This is a genomic window from Candidatus Nitrosarchaeum limnium BG20 (genome assembly GCF_000241145.1).
In the GTDB taxonomy this organism is placed as follows: domain Archaea; phylum Thermoproteota; class Nitrososphaeria; order Nitrososphaerales; family Nitrosopumilaceae; genus Nitrosarchaeum; species Nitrosarchaeum limnae.
In genome coordinates this window covers 1-1186 of the sequence record NZ_AHJG01000127.1, presented here as the reverse complement: position 1 = coordinate 1186, position 1186 = coordinate 1, and the positions used below count along the sequence as shown (strand labels likewise).

The 1186-nt window shown below is 35.2% G+C and carries 2 protein-coding genes; one reads left to right on the top strand and one right to left on the bottom strand.

The features are described from left to right. Positions 1-176: 176 nt before the first annotated feature. On the bottom strand, positions 177-350 hold the full coding sequence (locus BG20_RS13825; protein ID WP_010191307.1) for a hypothetical protein: 174 nt from the start codon (positions 348-350) through the stop codon (positions 177-179). A gap of 101 nt (positions 351-451) precedes the next feature. Here BG20_RS13825 and BG20_RS13135 point away from each other — a divergent pair, with 101 nt between their 5' ends. Further along, the gene (locus BG20_RS13135; RefSeq protein ID WP_238527500.1) at positions 452-607 is read left to right on the top strand and encodes a hypothetical protein; all 156 of its coding nucleotides are present in this window, start codon (positions 452-454) and stop codon (positions 605-607) included. Positions 608-1186: the final 579 nt, after the last annotated feature.

Below are 1186 nucleotides of genomic sequence, written 5' to 3'. Positions count from 1 at the left end.
CAGGCCCAATTGGTGATAAAGGAGAAAAGGAACACAAGGTCCACAAGGCGATAAAGGTCTAACAGGTCCAACTGGTCCACAAGGAGAAAAGGTCCACAAGGTCCACAAGGCTCTCAAGGTGAAAGAGGTCCATCAGGTCCAATTGGAGAAAAAGGTCCACAAGGTCCACAAGGAATTCAAGGTCCACAAGGTGAAAGAGGACTAATTGGTCCACAAGGTCCAGCAGGTGAACAAGGCCCTGTAGGTGAACAAGGTCCAGTCGGTCCAGCCGGTCCTAGAGGTCCTCCAGGTCCACCAGGAGAAAAAGGTCCAGCTGGTGGAATGTCTGTTGAACAAAAAGCACTGTTCAAAGAATTATTGGAAATAATGACTAACAAAAATATTATTACTACTGAAGAGCAGATTAAGTTGATGAGTTATCTTTACTAATGTTGGATAGTGTGAGTTACTAATGAGTGAAAGTCCTGAGAAAATAGAATTTAAAATGTTAGATTACAAACGAATTGAAAATGAATATGTCTCATTTGAGTTAGAAGATGGAACAATTGTTAAAGTTAAAGTTGATCTGGATCGTGTTGGAATAGCTACAAATTTTAAAAATCCCTGATGGTACTCCTCATTATGCCATCAATACTTCTGTAAAATTATCTATCACACCACCTGATAAGACATTTACCGTTCAGAAGAATTCAATCAAAGGAAAAATACACAACCGCCTAGCCAAATGTTCTCATAAAAAACAAGTCTTTGTTATTTTGACAAATCTAATGTGATAACAAATGTTTGTAAAATAATTGAACATTTCAATAAATACTCTATTCTAGTAGTTTATCATCTATGGAAAACTACGTGTATCGTTAAAAACACACCTTTTTGTGATATGTGTTGACTATTTGTTCAAAATGTAGAAAAGTAAACATCAAGAGTGCAGTTAGATGTTCTAACTGTAATTCAAAAATTGATGAAAATTAGTAGATCGAGAAAATTGTTCTTTCCATGTTTTTAAAACATTCTGCTAGTTATTCTATGTAATAAAAAATATCTAACAATTTTAAAAATTAGAAAAAGGAAAAACAAATCGTCATTAAATGACGATTGTTAATTTTTTGACGTTCTTATCGTCTTTTAGCTGCTTTTCTTTTTGGAGCGGCTCGTCTTTTAGTAGCTGCTTTTCTTTTTGGAGCTG